Source organism: Hymenobacter sp. DG25B (assembly GCF_000801315.1).
Lineage (GTDB): Bacteria > Bacteroidota > Bacteroidia > Cytophagales > Hymenobacteraceae > Hymenobacter.
This window is the reverse complement of sequence record NZ_CP010054.1, coordinates 2415304-2433189: the sequence shown is the minus strand read 5'-3', so window position 1 is coordinate 2433189 and position 17886 is coordinate 2415304. Positions and strand designations below refer to the sequence as shown.

Here is a 17886-nt window from a genome sequence, read left to right as displayed (position 1 = left end):
ATGCCCTGGTTTCTGCTGGCCCTGCTCACGGCGTTTTGTCTGGCCCTCTACAACTTTTTTATCAAGCTGGCCTCTGACCATATTCCCGCCGCGGTAGGGGCGGTGGTGCTGCAACTGGTGGCAGCCCTGCTGGGCGGAGGGTGGCTTTTGTGGCTGAAGCTGCAGGGCCAGCCGCTGCCCATTTCGGGCAAAGGGCTGGGGCTGGCGGCCTTGGCAGGCCTGGGGGTAGGGCTGGCCGAGATTCTGACGTTTGTGATTTTCAGCCGGGGCGTTCCTTCCTCGGTGGGCACGCCCATAATTGTGGGTGGCTCCGTGTTGCTGACGGCGGCCTTGGGCTTGCTACTGCTGCGCGAATCCCTATCCATCTCGCAGGCGCTGGGGCTGCTGCTGATTGTGGGCGGCATTGCGCTACTGGCGCGCGGGCACTAAGGGGCACTAACTGCTATCGATGCCGCGGGGGCATAGATGCGTACATACTCATCTTCGAGCACGGGCACCCAACTCCGGCTGGGACACACATTGGGCTGCTGCCTGTCTAAAACCAGGTAATCGTAATGAGCCCCAAACTGATAGGTGGAGGAGAGATTCGGAATGCCCTGATTCTGCTTGGCATAGTAGTAAAAGAAGAACTGATAGTGGGGGTTCTCCACGTACACCTGTTGCGCATGCCGGGCTGCTAGCCAGGCGTAAGTGGCTTCTACCTGTAGCTGGCGTCGGCTCTGCCGGTTGGCGGTGCGCTGGGTGTGGTAAGCCTCGTACCCGGCATAGACTAAGGTAAGTGAAATTGCCGCCCAAAGCAGGAACCTGTCCGGTAGTTTCAACCGATGGCCCACCTGATTGTAGATAATGCCGAAACCCAAAAACAGGTAAAACATCAGATACATCAGGGTCCGGGCGGGGGGAATACTGATTGCCAGGTAATGATGCCATAAGGTAGCAGCAACACCAGTACTATTACCCCACCATACTGCCGTAACCAGGTGCCTGGCTTAGCTATAAATAGCCCAATCAATAAGACAACGTGAATCAGAAGCACCGACGCGGTTCCAATGCGCTCCTGACCAATTAAATACTCCAGCACAACGCCGGAATGGCTTGCAAAACCGCGGGTAAAAGTGGCAAAAGGCAAGGCCTTCAGATACTGATTACTAAATAGCATCCGGGGGCCGGATACCAGCATCACCGGCGCGTACAGGAGCGCACAGGCAACCCCGGTCAGCAGCCCGGTGGCCAGCACGGCTCCCGGAGCCACCTGCCCGGGGCGCCACAGGCTTCGGGTAGCCACCACCAGCATCAAGGGCAGAAAGGCGTAGGCGTAGGTGGGAATGGTGTAGAAACCTAGAATGCTGGTAACCAGCAGCACAAACCAATACAGCCGCAGCCGCGTGGGCCGATAGCAGATTCCCAGAACCGCCAGAAAACCCAAGCCGGAGCAGATGGCCTGCAGGAAATAGCCCCGGCCCACAAAAGAATAGTAGATGCTGTAGGGCGTAAAGCAAAACAACCCCACCGTGAGCAGCGCCACCGTGAAGCTGGTAAAGCGCAGCACGGCGGCAAACAACAGCACCGTGCCTCCCAGACTGATCAGAAAAGTAGGCAGGCGGGTGGTGAAGTGAAAACCAGTATTTATCTGGTGAAAGAATGTGCTGATGACGTTGTAGAGCACATGATTATTGGGCAGCGGGTAAAAGCTGGTGGCGGCCACTATTCCTTCGCTGCCAAAGCACATGTAGCTCAACACTTCGTCGCCTTCCTGCGGGAAGTAGAAAAAGAAATAGGTCCGGACGGCGGTAAGCAAAGCCAGCAGCAATAAAGCGGTAAGCTGGTAGGAGCGGGGCAAGTGACGTAGTGAGTGGCCTAGGGCCCGCCAGCTGTCCCGCAGCTCGGCTACCAAGGCTTGCATTTCGTGATAAAGCTTTTGTTTGCGGCGCTGTACCAGCACGAATGCAAGGGATGTTACTGCCCCGGCAGCCCACAAAGCCCAGCGGAAACCCTCGAACCCGGCCTTGCTCAGCTTCACAGGTAAAAGATGGTAGCCACTTTCCGGGTAAGTAATTTGCTGCAGGTGTTGAATTTCCGGGTACCCCCGGAAGCCAAACACCGCCACCAGAAACAGCAGAACAGCCCAGATAACCAGCAGCCCGCAGGCGCCAAAAAAGGCCAGGCCCGGGCGCATAGGCTGCCCGTGCGCCGCCATTAATCGGGCGAAAAAACGACTCATACGGGCAACGGCAGCCCGAATTTGTGCAGCTCTTCCCATACCCGATGGACGGGTAGCCCCATCACATTGAAGTAAGAGCCTTCCAGCCGGGTGATGGCCACCATGCCCACCCAGTCCTGCGCGCCATAAGCGCCGGCCTTATCCAGAGGCTGATACTGGCGCACGTAATAGTCGATTTCTGCCGGGCTAAGGGGCTTAAAATGCACCCGGGTCTGGTCGGAAAAGACCACCTGGCGGCCGTTGCCGCCCAGCAGGCATACGCCCGTGAATACGTCGTGCGTGCGGCCTTGCAGGCGGCCCAGCATCTGCCGGGCTTCGGCTTCGTCAGCAGGCTTATTCAAAACTTCGTCTTCCAGGCACACAATGGTATCGGCCGTGAGCACCACTTCATCCGGGGCCAGGCCGGCGGCATAGGCGGCTGCTTTATGGGCGGCCAGAAATTCGGCTATTTCGGCGCGGCGTAAATGGGCCGGGAAGCTTTCGTCTACCTCCTGCAGGCGCACCTCATAGGATAGGCCCAGGTCGGAGAGCAGCTGGCGGCGGCGCGGGGAGTTAGAAGCAAGCAGTAAACGCATGGGTGTGCTCGTCGTCGCGGATGGAGGTGAACAGGAAGCCACCAATGGTTTTAGGGTAGAAGAACGTGGATTTGGGCGGCATTACGGCGCCGCTGTGGCACACGCTTTCCACTTCCTCCATGGTTACTTCATTGGTAATGATGGCCGCGCGCGCTTCGTGGCGGTCTACGCGCGTGAGGCATTCGGAGAAGTTACGCACGTAGGCAATGCCCGTCCACTGCCGCTGGGCATCGGGGCCCACAATACCCAGTGCTTTTTCCAGCACAAAGAAATGCAGCACCGTCAGATCCAGCGCTTTTACTTCCGGGGTGGTGGGCCAGTTGAGCTGGGGGTGCATTTCCGGGCGCAGGCGCAGCTTGTAGGCCTGGCCATCTAAATACAGTCCAAAGGCCCAGCGCTTGCCCGCAATCAATTCCGGCAGGGAGTAGGCATCGTCCTTGGGCAGAATGATAAAGTAAGGCTCCAGGCGGGCAAGAAACTCAGCGTCCGTCAGGCCCGCCGGCAGTTCCAGCAGCAGCCGGTGCGTGGGCAGAATGCGCAGGTCATCGGAGGCGGAATTGGTGAGATACATCAGGTGATAGTTCCAGGCTTCCTGGCCGGTGGCGGCGGGGCTGGCCAGCTGGCGTGCCTGCCGGTAGGCCAGGGAGCCCTCGTAGCGGTGGTGCCCATCGGCCAGTATCACTTCCCGCTGCTGCAGAACCTGACGGAAGCGCTGAATAACGGCGGCATCCTGAATAACGGCCAGCACATCCCGCGCACCCTGGTAATCTTCGTCCGTTTCGTACAAAGGCGCTTTCATGGCCTCGTCCATAAACGGCTCCAGCTCGTGCAGCTCGTCGCGGTATAGGCCGTGGGTGGCGCTGGTCTGGAACTGGGTGCGGGCCAGCAGCTCGGCGCGGTCGTTTACGGCTACGGGAAGGGTGTTTTCGTGGCGCAAGACCACATTTTCGCTCCAGTCGTAGGCCCGGATATGGCACATAAAGCCCTTGCGGCAGTATTCGCGGGTGCTGCCCGGCAGCCGGAAATACTGGTAGTAGATATAGATGCCCGGCAGCTCATCCTGCACCAACACTTGCTTCTGCTGCCACTCCGTGAGCAGCGCCAGGGCCGCGCCGGCAGCATCTTCGCCCCGGGGCACGGAGAGATGAATGCTGTTCAGCGGGTTGCGGTACAGGGCTTCGCGCTGCTTCGGCGAAACCACGTCGAACAGCGGGGATACGTAGTCGTCTATGGCCGCGCTGAGCGCCGGATTATAGCGCCAGCCGCGCACGGGTTGAATTTCAGCCAAAGGAGCAGGTTAATTATTGCAGATGTAAAGGTATAAACCTGCCTTAGACGGTGGCGCTATAAAACCGGAGAACCTCCTCAATTATCATGGCCTGCTGAAGCGCTTCCAACTCATAAAACAAAGGTAACCGCACCAGACAATCCGCATAATGCTCCGCCCAAGGCAGTATGCGGCCATCATGCTGCGCCTGGTAGTAGGGACTCTGGTGCAGGGGTTGATAGTGGAATACGGCCAGCACCCCGCAGGCGCGCAAATGAGCAATAAGAGCGGTGCGCTCCGGTAAACTGCGGCACACCAGGTAAAACAGGTGGCCATTATTGGTGGCATAATCCGGCAGCACAGGCAGGCCCACGCCCAGCTCCCGGAGCGAGGCCAGACCGGTGGCATATTCCTGCCACAGCTGCTGGCGGCGCTGCTGAATGTCGCGCAGGTTTTCCAGCTGCGCGTACAGAAAGGCAGCAATTATATCGGAAGGCAGAAAGGAAGAGCCAATATCCACCCAGGTGTACTTATCTATTTCTCCCCGAAAGTAAGCGGAGCGGTTGGTGCCTTTCTCCCAGATGATTTCGGCCCGCTGGGAAAAGGCGGTGTCGTTAATGGCCAGTAAGCCGCCTTCACCGGAAATTATATTCTTGGTTTCGTGGAATGAAAAGGCCGCCAGATGACCAATGCTGCCCAGGGGCTGGTCTTTATAAAAGCTGTCGATGGCGTGGGCCGCATCCTCTACTACCTTTATATTATACTTCTGTGCCAGGTGCATAATGGCCTCCATGTCGCAGGCAATACCGGCGTAATGTACGGGTACAATGGCGCGGGTGCGGGGCGTAATAAGCGCCTCCAGCTGGGCAACGTCCAGGTTCGGGTTTGCTTCGGTACTGTCGGCAAACACCACTTTTGCCCCGCGCATCACGAAGGCATTGGCAGTGGATACAAAGGTGAAAGAGGGCATAATGACCTCTTCGCCGGGCTGAATGTTCAGCAGCAGGGCCGCCATTTCCAGCGCGGCGGTGCCGGAGGTGGTCATTAGCGTTTTGTTAAAGCCCAGCTGCTGTTCAAAAAACGCGTGGCACCGCCGGGTAAAAGCTCCGTCCCCGGATATTTTCCCCATCCGCACGGCCTCTTCAATGTAGCGGGTTTCCCGGCCGGAGAGATACGGCTTGTTAAAGGGAATCATGGGCAGGGGAGTTGGAGCGAAATTGAGAATTCAGGGTGATTAGAACTAGCGCTTGCTGCTTGATAAATCAGCTTGTAAATCCTGATCAATTATATAAAGGGGCCTGTTTTTCACGCCTTCAAACGTTTTACCGATGTACAGCCCTACCACGCCCAATAGGAATATAATCAGGCCGGAGAAAAACCAAATGGAGATAATTAAGCTGGCGTAACCCAACACAGTAATTTTGCCTTCCAGCCACCGGAACAGCGTGTAGAACACTCCAATAAAAGCCGTAGCCGAAATGAGTAAGCCCAGCTTAATGGTGAGCCGTAGCGGCTTGTCGGAATAAGCCAGGATAGTATTAATGGCTAAATGTAGCTTCTGGCTTAAGCCATACGAGCTTTTGCCGGATGGGCGTGGGGCGTGCGTGACTGGTAGCGTAGCGCTTTGAAAGCCCACCCACCGAATCATGGTGGGGAAATACCGGGCGCTTTCCCGCATCTGGCACAAGGCATCCACTACCCGGCGGTTATAAATGCCAAAGTTGGCGGTAGTGCTATCCTGTCGGGTATCGGTGAGGTAAGCCAAAGCGCGGTAAAACAGGCTGGAGAGGCTTTTCTTAAGCCAGCTGTCCTGGCGGTTGGCGCGCCGGGCAATAACCAGGTCAAACCCTTTCTGAGCCTCCGCATAAAGCGCCGGAATTTCCTCGGGGCGGTCCTGCAGGTCGCAATCCATCACCACTACCCATTGGCCCCGGCTATGATCCAGCCCCGCCGTAATGGCGCTGTGCTGCCCAAAATTGCGGCTGAGGCGTAGGCCGCGCACGCGGGGGTACTGTTGGGCCAACTCCTCCACCACCTGCCAGGAGTGGTCCGGGCTCCGGTCATCTACCAGAATAATTTCGAAATCCTCCGTAATCGGCCGCACGCTGGCTTCTATCCGGGCCACCAGCTCCGGGAGCAGCTTTTCGGCCAGATAAACCGGACTGATAACGGAGAGCAAGGGGGAGACGGTGGGTAGCAAGAAACGGAGGATATCGAAGGCAGACGCTGCAAGTTAACAGGGAATGGAGCAGGGCAATGGCGCCCGTTTACGGCGCCAGCCGGCTAATCATCCAGGTGTCGTCCGGGTTACGCTCATACACAATCCGGTCGTGCAGGCGGGAGGGGCGGCCCTGCCAGAACTCTATGCGCTGGGGCTGCAGCACGTAGCCCCCCCAGTGCTCCGGGCGCGGCAGCGGGTCCTGGGCCGCAAAAAGCGCGGCCGTATCCTGCTCCAGCTTTTCCAGCTCTTCCCGGCTGCTGATTTTCTGGCTTTGCGGCGAGGCCCAGGCACCTACCTGGCTGCTACGCGGGCGGCTCTGGAAATATTCCGTAGAAACACTGGCCGGCGCCTTTTCTACCCGGCCCTCCACACGCACCTGCCGCTCCAGGCCGGGCCAGAAAAAGGTTAGGGCCGCCAGGGGCTGGGCCGTCAGATCCTGGCCTTTGCGGCTGTCGTAGTTGGTAAAGAACAGAAACCCGGCATCATCAGGCAGACCTTTCAGCAGCACCACCCGGCCCGAGGGTTGCCCGGCAGCACTCACGGTAGAGAGCAGCATAGCCGTTGGCTCATCCAGGCGCGCATCCAGCGCCTCCTGCAGCCACGTGCGGAACTGCTGCACGGCATGGGGATGTACTTCTGCTTCCGTGAGGGTATGCTGCGCATAGGTTTGGCGCAAATCAGCCAGCTGCTGGTCATTCATAACACAAAAGGAAATGGTGGTGGGGTTGCGCGTGCGTTGGTGCGGTGCTGTAAAGGTAATGCGCCCGCAAGGTAATGGAATGCGGCTACGCCGGGAACCCTGGGACCTTGCTCACACGTACTGAACTTGGGAAACAACCATATCTTTTCCTGCATATTGATGCGAATCTGTGCATCTTTCGGCCCCGGCGGTGTTGCTGTTCGCAGGGCGTCTTTTCCAAGCCTTTTTGTGTATGAAACCCGGTAGCTTGCTTATCTCGCAGCCCTTCCTGGGCGACCCTAACTTCGAGCGTACAGTACTGCTGCTGTGCCAGGATTCGCCGGAAGAAGGCTCTTTTGGTTTAGTGTTAAACCGCCCCTCGGCCTTAATGCTGGGAGATGTCATGCAGCTGCCCGGCGGAGACGGATCCGCAGCCGCGCAGCTGCCCCTGGGCATTGGCGGCCCCGTGCAGGCCGATACCCTACACTACCTGCACCGCCGTTCCGATGTGCCTGGCGCCGAGCCCATTGGGCAGGATGTGTACTGGGGCGGAGACTTTTCCGTACTGCTGGGGCTGATAGAAAGCGGCAGCCTTGGGCCCGACGCCGTGCGCCTGTACGCCGGCTATTCCGGCTGGACAAACGGGCAGCTGGCCGAAGAAGTCCGGGAAAATGTTTGGATAGTGCATCCCAATGCTGCCGGGAAAGTATTTACTTTGGAAAGTGATGCATTCTGGCAAGCTATTTTGCGTGAGAAAGGCGGACGCTACCGCATGCTGTCCAATTACCCTGTAGACCCCCGGCTTAACTAATACCTCTGCCGGCCGCCTCCCATTCCCTGTGCCCCACAGGGCTTTTCTGCTGAAGTTATGGTACCTGAAAACGAACAAGCCACCCCTGTCAATCCCACCAACGGCACTGCCCCTGCGTCTGACTCCCCCATGAGCATTCTGGAGCGCCGGCTGGCTGAGATTAATGCCCAGGGCCAACCCGAGCAGGCTGCTGCTCCCGACCAAGCCCCTGCCTCTACACCCACCGAAGAAATTCAGGAGCAACCCGGGCAGGGAGCCCCGGCCCCGCCCGCCACTGAGCCAGTTGGCGCGGGTACTGCCGAGGCGCCCGCTCTATCAGAAACAACCGCTGCGGACCCTGCGGAAGAAGCCGTATCTGCGTCCCAGGCCCGTTCCCTGGACCACCCTGGCCCTCAAAACAAAGAAGCACTTATCACCGAAGAAATGGCGGCTGCCCCGGTTCCCGCCACGGAAACCAAGCCCACCATTGCCGCGGTTGCCGATGACGCCCTAAGCCCTGCTCCGCCGGCGGCATATGCCCCGCTGGGCACCCCAGATTCGCCTTCTTCTAATGCTGCGGCCCATGCTCCGGCCAGCGAAGAGGCCGGCGAGGAAGAAGAAGAATACGTTCCTGAAACTCCGGCGCCGGATTTTGCCACCCTGGATCTGGCCGGGCAGAGTGCCCACCTGCTCACGCTGCTGCGCCGGGCCGATGCCCGCCAGAACCGCAAGCAAATCTTCGACCTGCACCGCCTGTATGAAACGGCCGTTACCACCGACCGCAACGCCGCCCGCCAGCGCTTTCAGGAAGCCGGCAATGAGGCCGATGACTTTGCCTATGCCGGCCCCGAAGGCTACCAGGAAGTGGGCAAGGCCATGCAGGAGTTCCGCGAAAGCCGTGCCCGCGACGTAAAAGCCGAGGAAGAGCAGCGCGCCAAAAACCTGGCCCACAAACAATACCTGCTTTCCCAGCTTCGCCAATTGGTGGAGTCGGCGGAAACAAAGGATAGCTCGGCCCGCATTAAAGCCCTGCAGAACGACTGGAAAGCTACCGGCCCCGTGCCGCAGAAAGACGCCCAGGACCTGTGGAACAGCTACCACGCCCTGCTCGATATCTTCTATAACAACCGTGGCCTCTTCTTTGAAATGAAGGAGCTGGACCGGCGGCGTAACCTGGAAGCCAAAGAAGCGCTTATCCTGCGGGCCGAAGGTTTGCAGCAGCATACCAGTATTAATAAAGCCCTGCAGGAGCTGCGTCAGCTCCACGAGGAGTGGAAGCATATTGGCCCCGTGCCCCAGGAGCAGCGTGATGCCATCTGGACCCGCTTTCTGGCGGCTTCTGAAAAAGTGCACGACCGCAAAAAGGAGTTCCTGGATGCGCGCTCCGCTCAGGAAAATGCCAACCTTACCCGCAAACAGGCGCTGCTGGAGCAAATCAAGCCGTATGCTGATTTCCAGACGGACCGCGTAAACGAGTGGCGCAGCAAAACCGATGAGCTACAGAAGCTGAAAGAAGAGTGGGATGCCGCCGGCCTGGTGCCGCGCGACAAGGCCGAGCAGATGAACAAACAGTTCTGGTCCTCCTACAAGGGCTTTTTCCAGCGCAAAAATCAGTTCTTTAAGGCCCTCGACGAGGAAAAGAATGCCAACCTGAAGCGCAAGCTAGAGCTGTGCGAACAGGCCGAAGCCGCCCTGCAAAACCCCAATTGGGAAGAAGGCCGCGAGATTGTCATTCGCCTGCAGAAAGACTGGAAAACCATTGGCCGGGTACCGGAAAAACAGTCGGATAAGGTCTGGAACCGCTTCCGCACGGCCTGCGACGCCTTCTTTGAGCGTAAACACGAGGAAAGCCGCCAGCGGGAGACGCAAGCCCAGCAGGTAACCAAGGAGCAGGCCGCTTATTTAGATAGAGTGGCCGATACGGTGGCCGCGCTAACGGTAGATGAGCCCGGCACGCTGGAAGGCTTCCGCCAGCTTACTTCCGAGTGGCAGGCGTTTGCCGGCACCGGTGGGCGGGCAGAGTCGGAGCGGGCTGATGCCCGGTTCCAGGCCCTGATGTCGAAGTATCTGGATATGGTGCCGGCGCTTTCCTATGCCGAGCGGGCCGACCTGCTGTTCCAGCTGCAAATTGACCGCCTCAAGTCCTCGCCCGATTCTCAGCAGCAGCTCTATAAAAAGGAGCAGACCCTGCGCCGGGAAATCAACGAGCTGGAAAACGACATTTCCACTCTGAAAACCAACCTCGAGTTCTTTGCTCGCTCCAAAAATGCCGGTCAGCTGCGCGAGGAATACCAGGGCCGTATCGATGAAGCTCAACAGCGCATCGAAGGCTTAAAAAAGCAGCTGAAAATTGTTCGTGGTTAGCGCCGACTGATAGATAAAAAAAGGGAGCCCTGGCGGACGTCAGGGCTCCCTTTTTTATTGCCTCATCCAACAGGCTAAATGGCTCGGGAACTTGCAGACGCGAATTTCCGGGCCATTTAGCCATTGTAGTATGTGCGTCCACCTGCCGCAGCTCATTCCACAAATTCAAAAATCCAGCGGGGAAGAATACATTTCGTTAGGTGTGCTCCCTAATGGCGCCTGGTCTAAGTGCTTTGCATGAGGGTTTTTCAAAAACAATAGCCTCATCTAACCAGTCTGGGCCTGTTTTCCGCCGTGCTTGCCAGTTCACTGCAATGCCAGTCCAAAACCGGGAGCCGCCCTTTTAAATATGGCCGCGCGTGGCTAGCCCCAGCCTCCATTCCAGTCAGGGGTGCCGTGCGCCCGGCTGCCTTATACCGCTTACTTAAAAGCTGTTTGAGTATGCGAAGAGCTATTAGAACGATGACGAGACGCATGGTTAGGTCTCGTCGACCGCGCCTGTCGCACGATTGTCGTTTAACGCCGGAGAAGCAGCTATGCTTCTCCCCACTAATTCAAGAACCTGAAAATCTAGCGCAGACAGCTTCTTAAAGGATCTGCTCACAGTAGGGTAGATGCTTGCTTGGCTTAAAAGGTGGTGCAATAATCCAATAGCCTGTTGTACCCCAGTTCAGTAAACCCATATAGCTATCAACGACACCTTTGCAAGGTGAAAGTTTAATGGCCGAATTGACTATTTTTTATTATTCCTCAGAAGGGATTGGTTTCGAAAGTTGGCATTAGACTTGTCTTATACCTTGTCAGAAGCAGAAAACAAGCTGAAGCGCTGCTTGCTATACTGCCCTTTCAAACCAGACAAATCTAATACGACGTCCATGAAAAACATCCTTGTTCTCCTCGCCGCCTTCACCCTTTCCACGGGTGTGGCCTCCGCTCAGAGCGAAGTAACCCAGCAGCATAAAGTAAAGACCGAGCGCGGCACCAAAGCCCATAAAACCCCGGAGCAGCGTGCAGCGCACTCCGCCAAGCACATGGCCAGGCAACTAGGTCTATCTGCTCAGCAGACCGAACAGGTGCGCCAGCTGCAGCTCAGCCGCTATCAGGCCCAGCAGGGCCATGTAGCCAGCACTGGCGCCGTCAAAAGCAAGGGCCAGAAGCAGGAGCGTAAAGCCAGCAAAGCCCTGTATCAGGCTAAGCTACAGCAAATCCTGAGCAAAGAGCAGTATGCCAAATTTGAGCAGCTTCGCGCCGACCAGAAAGCTAAAAAAATGGCTGCGCATAAGGCCAAAGTGTAACCTTTCAGGTCTTATTCTTACCTGAATCGATGAAAAGCGCCGGCCGGTAGGCCGGCGCTTTTTGTGTGCCGCGTGGGTAGTTTGCCGGTAGGAGCACTCCCATTGGTTTTGGCGCCGCGCAGCAGGGGGCGCAGACGCATTTTGGCGGAGTACAGCCGGGCAATGCACGTCGTACGCACCGCTAGAGCGCCGGGCAAAAGGGTAGCTAAAGGCTTTTCGAACAGGATGCGCTGTGGTCGACGCGTTGGGCAATTAGTGCTCACGCCGGGCGCAGAGGCTAGTAACCCCAACGTCCCGCGCTGCTGACGGTCTTACCTGGGCAACCTGGCGCGGCCATGGCTGTCAAGGCTTATGATTCCAATAACGTGCTCGGCACACTGGTCCGGCATGGGATGGAAGCATTATCCCGCCCAAAGCCAAACGGCTTAATCATCCCTTCTACAATAAAAGCCTCTACACGGACCTCAACAAAGTCGAACGCTTCTTTGGTTGCTTCAAAGATGCGGGCCGCTTTGCTACCTGCTACGAGGAAACCGCCACGTCCTTTTTAGCGGTGGTGCATGTACAGACCGCACGCCATTAGTTGCGCTGGCTGTCTAAACAGGAGTGGGAAACCTACTGGCTTTTGTTAAACTCGCCGATATGCCACAGGATGCCGGAGGGGTCGTGGACGAAACCCTCCTTACCCCAGGCTTCCTGCCGAACAGGCAGAATTCGTACGCCCTCGTACTTGCCGGGTAAGTCTAGTGCCGCTAGTTCAGCCCAATACTGCTCCACATCCGCTACCTCCAGAAACAGCATGGTGTTATCCACCCAATCTTGCACGTATGCATCCTGCAGGTAAAAGCCTACGCCCTGTAGCCCGAAATACGACATAACGGGTGAGAGCACTATTTCAGTGAAACCGAATGCGCGGTAGAAGCTTCGCGAAACGGCGAAGTCGCTGGCTCCGATAAAAGGACGGATGGAAAGGGCTTGTGAGGGCATGTTTTCAAAAGTTGAAAAAGACTAATGCGGAATGTAGCCGGCATTGCAGCGCAAGATGGAGCTTCTCATCAAATTAAGCGTTTAAGCGGAGGCGGGCTATGAAATTTTCATTTGGAGCCTCATATCCACAGTTGTCAAGCTGCTGGTAGTCATCCTCCGGGCCTTCATCGATTCCCTCCGCGTGCCCGACAAGCCCGACGCCGCCGACATCCTCGAAATAGCCGACACGCTGGCCCACACTTACACCCACGACAGTCTCAAGGACATTATACCAAGCCATCGACCCCGCCCGCATCTACGAGCTGCTGCACGCCTACTTCGAGCGTAAGGCCCAATATCTGGAATCCCAGCACCTCGACCAGAAAGCCCACAGCGCCGGCGAGCAGGCCGCCACCCTGCACCAGCTCCAGCAAATAGCCCCACAGCTCACCACGGGCATCGGCCGCCGCATCCCTTCGGACCACCCCAACATCGAACACCTGCGCCTCAAGCTCACCATCATCAAGCAAAAGGAGCGCCGCGGCCTGCTCACAGTCGAAGCTGCCGAGCATCAACGCCGGCAGGTGCAGCTGGCCGCCCAGCGCCACCCGCGCCCCAACTGGCCGCCTCCCCCTGAAGCCTGACCAACTACCCAAGCTACTTAACGCGCCCACCTCCGCCAACCGCCCGCGAAGTATCCCGCTGGCCATGTTGCCGGGCCCTATGCACTTATCTAACAGGCAACGCCTCCAACGCATAGGTGTGCCGGAGCGTGTCATGTAGAGCACTGTCAGGCCCATAAACCCTGATGGAGCCATACGGACGTATCTATTGCCAAAAGCGGAAAGGGAAGGCGTCACTATTCCACCTCCACCCGTGGGCGCGCTCTGCTTTTTCGCCTACGCCAGGGCAGGCGGAGGAACCAGTGTGCGCAGCTTCGCCTGCAGTTCCTGGGCCGCCAGGCTGCAGGCCGCCTCAATCTTGGAAAACATAAACAGGAGCCCGGCCATTGCTTCCGCGCCGGCCCCTTCTCCGGTGGCAATCAAACGGTCCGCCTGCTCCTGGAGGGCTTTAGCCATGCCCTCCAGTTCAGGGTTCATCCCCATGGTGGCAAACGTGGGAATGATGGAATGCGTGGCGCCTTTTAAACCTGGCCAGTCTTTTTCGGCAATAGCCTGCTTCATGGTTTGCACCAGCTGGGGAATTTCCTGCAGGTAGAGGCCTATCATTTCAGCCATGCGCGCATCACTTTTGGTTATCCGTTTCAAATAATTGAAGTTGACGCAGTTCTCGGCCTGTGTGGTGGGGCTTTCCACAGCGGCTCCGGCGGTTTGGTCAGCGCCAGCCAGCTTCAGATACTTGATAATTTTGCTGTAAAGCAGCTTGTCATCAATGGGTTTGGAGATGTAGTCGTTCATGCCTACGGCCTTGCACTTCTGCACATCCACGGTCGTCACGTCAGCCGTCAGGGCAATGATGGGCACGTTCAGGCGCAGTTCCTGGCGTATGTGTTCCGTGGCCTCAAACCCGTTCATCACGGGCATTTGCAAGTCCATGAGCACAATGTCGTAACGGGTGGTGCGCAGCTTCTCCAGGGCTATTTTCCCGTTGCCCGCCACATCCATCGCAAAGCCGAAGTCTTCCAGCAGCGTCTTCATCAGCAGCTGGTTCAGGGCAATGTCTTCCACCACCAGAATCCGGACGTCCTGGAACCCGGCTTCCCGCTCCAGGATCAACCCCGATTCAGCATCCACTTTTTCGCTCGTTTTGCCAAAGCTCAGGATAAAGCTAAACGTGGAGCCCACGCCTACCGTGCTTTTCACGTGAATGGTGCCGCCCTGGGGCTCCACCAGGTTTTTAACAATGGCCAGGCCCAGGCCTGTGCCGCCGTACAGGCGGCTGGTGCCGCTGGTGGCCTGCTGGAAGTCGTCAAACACCGTGCTCAGCTTGGCTTCTTCAATGCCAATGCCCGTGTCGGTCACCGAAAACTCCAGGATGACTTTTTCCTGGTCCTGCACCAGCATGCGCACCCCCACCGTAATAGCGCCTTCGCTGGTGAACTTCACGGCATTGCTCACCAGGTTGAGAATAATCTGGTGCAGCCGCACGGGGTCACCCAGCAGCACCTCCGGGATTTTGGCGTCGTAGTCCATCACCAGGGCCAGGTTCTTTTCCTGAATCTTGGTTTCGAACAGGTGCACCATGGCCGATACCGACGCTGCGAGCTTGAACGGAAGTTGCTCAAACGTCATTTTGCCCGCATCCACTTTGGCCAGATCCAGAATGTCGTTGATGAGCACAATCAGCGTATCGCCGCTGAGCTTAATGGCCGTCAGGTATTCCCTTTGCTTATCCGTCAGTTCCGTACTGAGCAGTACTTTCGTAAAGCCGATAATGGCATTCATGGGCGTCCGAATTTCGTGGCTCATGTTGCTGAGAAACTGCTGCTTGGCTTTTACCGCGCTTTCCGCTTTGGCCTGGGCCTCTTCGGCCAGCACGGTAGCACGCTCGGCCGCGAATCGGGCTTCAATCAGCTCGGTGGCAATGCGCTTTTGGTCGGTCACATCCCGGGCCACAATCACCACGCCCAGCACCTGGCCCTCGTCGTTCTTATAGACGGACCCATTGAAGAGCACGTCGGTGAGCTTGCCGTTTTTGTGGCGCAGGGTGAGAGGTGAATCGGCCACCGCGCCCTTGGCAAATACTTCCTGATACACCTCGCGCGCCATCTGCGGGTCGGTGAAGTACACGAAGAAATCGGACCCAATCAGTTGTGCCCGGGGCATCCCGGTAATTTTCACCGTGGCTTGGTTCATGTCGGTGATTTTACCTTCCGGACTAATGGTCACCAGCGGGTCGCGGCTGGCTTCAATCAGACCGCGGGCATAGTTAGCCACGCGCAGCTCGGCGGCCCGCTTTACTTTCTCATCGTTCTGAAAGGCCAGTTCAGTGTTGGCCAGGACCAGCTCGGCCGCGCGCTTCTCCTTCTCGTCGTTCTGGAATGCCAACTCGGTGTTGGCAATACTTAATTCCTGGGCCCGCTTTTCCTTCTCGTCATTCTGAAAAGCCAGTTCTTTGTTGGCTACCCGCAGCTCCTGGGCCCGCTTCTCTTTTTCCTCATTCTGGAACGCTAGCTCCTGGTTGGCAATGCTGAGCTCGTCGGCGCGTTTTTCCTTTTCGTTGAGCTGAAAAGCCAGTTCCTTGTTGGCAATACCCAACTCGGCAGCCCAGGTCTTCCCGGCCGCTTCCCGGGCTACTAACACCGCGCCCAGAACCGCGCCCTGCTCGTTCTTATGCACGAAGCCGTCCAATAAAACCTCCGTCAAAGTGCCGCTGGCGTGGCGGATGGTGAAGGGCACGTTTCGAACCACGCCCTGCCCCATTGCCTCCCGGTAGGTATTCCTTACCAATTCCGGCTCCGTAAAAAAGGCGGAAAAATCAGCCCCCACCAGGGCGTTGCGTTCCACGCCTGTCAGCATAACGGCGGCCTCATTGCTGTCCATGATGGCGCCCTCCAGATTAAGCGTGACTAAGCAATCCTGGCTGGCTTCGATATACCGCCGATATTTTTTTTCGCTTTCCTGCATGGAGTCTGTATCACCAGCCTGACTGGCAAGTGCGGGTTGGTTGGTAGGAGGAGGGGAGTAGCCGATGCGTAGGGCGCAGCAGGCTGTCAGCCGGATAAAACCGCGGGTCCGGACTTCCAGGGCAAAGCTTTATAGCACTATACCTGGCTATCCGCTTGCCTGCCAGGCAAGATACGACCTTTCAGACGGAATAGCGGCTACGCTGGCCGGCATGCATCCTGATTAGCAGGACAACCGGTAGCGTATACGCTAAGCGGTTTCGCACCCCCGGCGTAACAGCGCGGGTAAACCAATCAGCCGGCTTAAAGGCTTCGGCAGCGAATTTTGACTTTTTTGAATAAGAATACCTACTCCACCTGGCTTTTATTTCTACCACCCCAACCCTCAACCCTCACCATTCCACCCCGCTTTTCAGTAGCTTGCCCGGCTATTTCCTTACCCCGTTTATCCGCTCGCATTGCTACCTAAGCTACTCACCCCCGCTCAGTCCCTCGACCTCGCCTACCGCCGCCAGAAACCCACCCGCGAGCAGCTCGACACCTTTGAAACCGGCCGCACCGCCCTGCTGCGCGACGTGGCCCACGCCGTGCAGCAAAACGAAACCGAGGAGTACGTCAAAAACCTCGTCGTCCGCTTCCTGACGAATACCAACTTCGGCGCCTACGACGTCAACGTGCGCCAGAAGCGCGACCTGGTTATCCGCACCGGCGCCCGCCCCCAGGACCCCGTCGGCGTAATCCTCGAGCTCAAGCGCCCCCAAACTGCAGGGGAAATGGTCACCACCACCAACCTCAACCGCCGCGCCTTCCACGAGCTGCTCTACTACTACCTGCAGGACCGCGACAAGCACGCCGACACCGACAGCAAAAGCCTCAAGCGCCTGGTCATCACCAACGGCTACGAGTGGTTCCTATTCGATGCCCTCGACTTCGACCGCCTCTTCTGGGCCAATACCACCCTGAAAAGCCAGTTCCGCGAGTTCGACCGCAAAGCCGCTTCCTCCAGCAAAACCAGCTTCTTCTACGACAGCATAGCCGCGCCCTTCCTGGAGGCCCTGCCCGCCGAGCTGCCCTTCACCTACTTCAACCTCACTGCCAAAACCACCCAGGAGCGCGACCAGATACTGCTCTGCAAGCTGCTTTCCCCGCCCCACCTGCTCAAAGAGCCCTTTGCCCAGGACGCCAACACCCTTAACCGCGCCTTCTACGAGGAGCTGCTCTACCTCATTGGCCTGGAAGAAGTAAAGGACAAGGGCCGCAAGCTCATCCAGCGCTGCGCCCCCGAGCGCCAGCAGCCCGGCTCCCTGCTCGAAAACACCCGTCTCATCCTCGACAGTGAAAACGAGCTGACCAACCTCACGCCCGCCTAGGCCGCCACCTACGGCGCCACCCCCGAGGAGCGCCTCACCGGCGTCGCCCTCGAGCTCTGCCTCACCTGGGTAAACCGCCTGCTCTTCCTCAAGCTCCTCGAAGGCCAGCTCCGCCGCTACCACCCCGGCCACGATGCCCGCTTCCGCTTCCTTACCCCCGAGCTCATCCCCGAGTACGACACCCTCAACAAGCTCTTCTTCCGCGTCCTCAACACCCCGCCCCAGGAGCGCAAAGAGCCCGTCAAAACGCAGTACAGCCACATACCCTACCTCAACTCCTCCCTCTACGAGCCCTCCCTGCTCGAAAACAAAACCATCAAGGTCAGCGCCCTCGAAGACCACCTCGCGCTGCCCCTGCACCGCAAGTCTGTGCTGCGCACTGCCGGCCCGGCGCCCCAGGCCCTGGCTTACCTGCTGCGCTTTCTCGATGCCTATGATTTTGCCTCCGAAGGGGAGGAGCAGGTGCAGGAAGACGGCAAAGCCCTCATTTCCGCCGCCGTGCTCGGCCTCATCTTCGAGAAGCTCAACGGCTACAAGGACGGCTCCTTCTAC

General features: G+C 57.9%; 14 protein-coding genes and 1 pseudogene. 5 read left to right on the top strand and 10 right to left on the bottom strand.

The annotated features are described in order from the left end of the window. Entirely contained in the window at window positions 1-429 is a 429-nt protein-coding gene (locus PK28_RS10345; RefSeq protein ID WP_044513648.1) for an EamA family transporter, read from the top strand. On the opposite strand, the gene PK28_RS10340 is transcribed toward PK28_RS10345, so the two are convergent. The 7 genes from PK28_RS10340 to pdxH all read right to left on the bottom strand — a co-directional run bounded on the left by PK28_RS10340 (window position 426) and on the right by pdxH (window position 6984). Continuing rightward, on the bottom strand, window positions 426-884 hold the full coding sequence (locus tag PK28_RS10340; protein ID WP_044513647.1) for a hypothetical protein: 459 nt from the start codon (window positions 882-884) through the stop codon (window positions 426-428). The two genes, PK28_RS10345 and PK28_RS10340, sit on opposite strands and share 4 nt — an antisense overlap. Beyond that, on the bottom strand, window positions 884-2221 hold the full coding sequence (locus tag PK28_RS10335; protein WP_156126344.1) for a glycosyltransferase family protein: 1338 nt from the start codon (window positions 2219-2221) through the stop codon (window positions 884-886). Before PK28_RS10335 ends, PK28_RS10340 begins: the two co-directional genes overlap by 1 nt. Beyond that, the gene (locus PK28_RS10330) at window positions 2218-2796 is read right to left on the bottom strand and encodes a Maf family nucleotide pyrophosphatase (protein WP_044513645.1); all 579 of its coding nucleotides are present in this window, start codon (window positions 2794-2796) and stop codon (window positions 2218-2220) included. Before PK28_RS10330 ends, PK28_RS10335 begins: the two co-directional genes overlap by 4 nt. Then, window positions 2774-4084, bottom strand: coding sequence for a DUF1015 domain-containing protein (locus tag PK28_RS10325; protein WP_044513644.1), 1311 nt, complete (start codon window positions 4082-4084; stop codon window positions 2774-2776). Before PK28_RS10325 ends, PK28_RS10330 begins: the two co-directional genes overlap by 23 nt. Window positions 4085-4127: 43 nt before the next feature. Beyond that, window positions 4128-5258, bottom strand: coding sequence for a dTDP-4-amino-4,6-dideoxygalactose transaminase (gene rffA / locus PK28_RS10320; RefSeq protein WP_044513643.1), 1131 nt, complete (start codon window positions 5256-5258; stop codon window positions 4128-4130). Window positions 5259-5303: 45 nt separating this feature from the next. After that, the gene (locus PK28_RS10315; RefSeq protein WP_044513642.1) at window positions 5304-6263 is read right to left on the bottom strand and encodes a glycosyltransferase family 2 protein; all 960 of its coding nucleotides are present in this window, start codon (window positions 6261-6263) and stop codon (window positions 5304-5306) included. Between the two features lie 67 nt (window positions 6264-6330). Continuing rightward, the gene (gene pdxH / locus PK28_RS10310; protein WP_044513641.1) at window positions 6331-6984 is read right to left on the bottom strand and encodes a pyridoxamine 5'-phosphate oxidase; all 654 of its coding nucleotides are present in this window, start codon (window positions 6982-6984) and stop codon (window positions 6331-6333) included. A 232-nt stretch (window positions 6985-7216) separates the two neighbouring features. Here pdxH and PK28_RS10305 point away from each other — a divergent pair, with 232 nt between their 5' ends. The 3 genes from PK28_RS10305 (at window position 7217) to PK28_RS10295 (ending at window position 11412) form a co-directional block, all read left to right on the top strand. Next, window positions 7217-7774, top strand: a complete 558-nt coding sequence (locus PK28_RS10305; RefSeq protein ID WP_044513640.1) for a YqgE/AlgH family protein — start codon at window positions 7217-7219, stop codon at window positions 7772-7774. A 57-nt stretch (window positions 7775-7831) separates the two neighbouring features. Next, on the top strand, window positions 7832-10117 hold the full coding sequence (locus tag PK28_RS10300; protein ID WP_044513639.1) for a DUF349 domain-containing protein: 2286 nt from the start codon (window positions 7832-7834) through the stop codon (window positions 10115-10117). 875 nt (window positions 10118-10992) lie between these two features. Continuing rightward, a complete protein-coding gene (locus PK28_RS10295) occupies window positions 10993-11412 on the top strand; it encodes a DUF4890 domain-containing protein (RefSeq protein WP_044513638.1) in 420 nt (139 codons plus the stop codon). Between the two features lie 615 nt (window positions 11413-12027). Here PK28_RS10295 and PK28_RS10290 read toward each other — a convergent pair. The 3 genes from PK28_RS10290 to PK28_RS10275 all read right to left on the bottom strand — a co-directional run bounded on the left by PK28_RS10290 (window position 12028) and on the right by PK28_RS10275 (window position 15965). Continuing rightward, complete coding sequence (locus tag PK28_RS10290) at window positions 12028-12399, bottom strand: VOC family protein (protein ID WP_044513637.1); 372 nt, start codon at window positions 12397-12399, stop codon at window positions 12028-12030. A 266-nt stretch (window positions 12400-12665) separates the two neighbouring features. After that, window positions 12666-12986, bottom strand: a complete 321-nt coding sequence (locus PK28_RS20440) for a hypothetical protein (RefSeq protein ID WP_156126342.1) — start codon at window positions 12984-12986, stop codon at window positions 12666-12668. A gap of 291 nt (window positions 12987-13277) precedes the next feature. Then, window positions 13278-15965: an ATP-binding protein gene (locus PK28_RS10275; protein WP_044513634.1), complete on the bottom strand. Its 2688-nt coding sequence runs from the start codon at window positions 15963-15965 to the stop codon at window positions 13278-13280. Window positions 15966-16422: 457 nt separating this feature from the next. Between PK28_RS10275 and PK28_RS20135 the strand changes: the two are divergent. Continuing rightward, window positions 16423-17763, top strand: a pseudogene (locus PK28_RS20135) (DUF7149 domain-containing protein); the annotation flags it as partial. Between the last annotated feature and the right edge of the window lie 123 nt (window positions 17764-17886).

Coding starts and splice junctions, on each gene's coding strand:
- PK28_RS10290 (WP_044513637.1), bottom strand. CDS start 12,399: ATGCCCTCACAAGCCCTTTCCATCCGTCCTTTTATCGGAGCCAGCGAC.
- PK28_RS10330 (WP_044513645.1), bottom strand. CDS start 2,796: ATGCGTTTACTGCTTGCTTCTAACTCCCCGCGCCGCCGCCAGCTGCTC.
- PK28_RS10305 (WP_044513640.1), top strand. CDS start 7,217: ATGAAACCCGGTAGCTTGCTTATCTCGCAGCCCTTCCTGGGCGACCCT.
- PK28_RS10340 (WP_044513647.1), bottom strand. CDS start 884: ATGTATCTGATGTTTTACCTGTTTTTGGGTTTCGGCATTATCTACAAT.
- PK28_RS10300 (WP_044513639.1), top strand. CDS start 7,832: ATGGTACCTGAAAACGAACAAGCCACCCCTGTCAATCCCACCAACGGC.
- PK28_RS10275 (WP_044513634.1), bottom strand. CDS start 15,965: ATGCAGGAAAGCGAAAAAAAATATCGGCGGTATATCGAAGCCAGCCAG.
- pdxH (WP_044513641.1), bottom strand. CDS start 6,984: ATGAATGACCAGCAGCTGGCTGATTTGCGCCAAACCTATGCGCAGCAT.
- PK28_RS10295 (WP_044513638.1), top strand. CDS start 10,993: ATGAAAAACATCCTTGTTCTCCTCGCCGCCTTCACCCTTTCCACGGGT.
- rffA (WP_044513643.1), bottom strand. CDS start 5,258: ATGATTCCCTTTAACAAGCCGTATCTCTCCGGCCGGGAAACCCGCTAC.
- PK28_RS10335 (WP_156126344.1), bottom strand. CDS start 2,221: ATGAGTCGTTTTTTCGCCCGATTAATGGCGGCGCACGGGCAGCCTATG.
- PK28_RS10345 (WP_044513648.1), top strand. CDS start 1: ATGCCCTGGTTTCTGCTGGCCCTGCTCACGGCGTTTTGTCTGGCCCTC.